Consider the following 1,079-nt stretch of genomic DNA (forward strand, 5'->3'; position numbering starts at 1 on the left):
TGATGCGGCAGGCTTGGCAATATCAACACGCTTTGACTCACAAGTTAGAGGACTCAACGTTGCCATAAGAAACGCGGGCGATGGCGTATCACTTTCTCAAACAGCTGAAGGTGCATTAGGATCAATTACCAATAACCTGCTTCGTATCAGGGACCTAGCACTTCAGTCAGCAAACGGAACAAACAGTGCAATCGATAGACAAGCACTGGACCAAGAAGTTCAACAATTAAAAGCTGAAATAGAACGCGTGTCTCTGCAAACAAACTTTAATGGCACCAACTTGCTCGATGGGTCTTTCTCCGGTGTCACATTCCAAATCGGCTCAAATGAAGGTGAATCTGTTACCGTGAGCATTGAGGGCGCTACAGTTGACAAGCTTGGCGCAGCACAAACTGACGGCGTCAGCTCAGACCAACAAGGTGGCACAACACAAGCAATTGCAGCATTGGCCGCAGGTGACTTAGTTATTAATGGTATTGCAGTTGGTGCTTCTAGCGGTGTAGACGATGCCTTCTCTAGCTCAGACCGAGACAAGAGCGCAATCGCCAAAGCAGCCGCAATCAATAAGGTAGCGGATATTACAGGCATTGAGGCAAAAGTTGGCAGCACTCGCGTAAGCGGTGGTGAAGGAACGTTCGACAACACTGCATCATCTGGGCAAGTTGCCATTAATGGTGTCGACATTGATGTTGCTGCCAGCGACTTACTCAGCGACGAAGCAAACCTTCAAAACATCGCAAACGCAATTAACGAAAAATCCGGGCAAACAGGTGTAGTTGCTGCCTTTAATGGTCGCGCAGACACTGGTATATCGTTATCAGCAGAAGATGGCAGGAACATCGAATTAGCTATAGGAACAACAGCCGGAACCATCACAGATTTAAATGATGTTGGCCTAGCTGGTGCGGCAACTTACTCTGGCTCATTTTCCTTAGTATCTTCCGATGGAGGTCCAATTGAAATCGACACAACAACTGGTGATATTGAAAATGCTGGCTTAGCTGTTGGCAAATTCAGCGGCACTAACAGTGGCGCCATTGGTCAAGCCGTTACAAACACCACATTTGTTACTGGAGATC

At 47.4% G+C, this 1,079-nt stretch carries 1 pseudogene; it reads left to right on the forward strand.

Going from position 1 to position 1,079, the window contains the following annotated elements:
- Positions 1-1,079, forward strand: a pseudogene (locus A3729_RS23265) (flagellin); the annotation flags it as partial.

The sequence above is a fragment of the Oleiphilus sp. HI0043 genome (genome assembly GCF_001634935.1).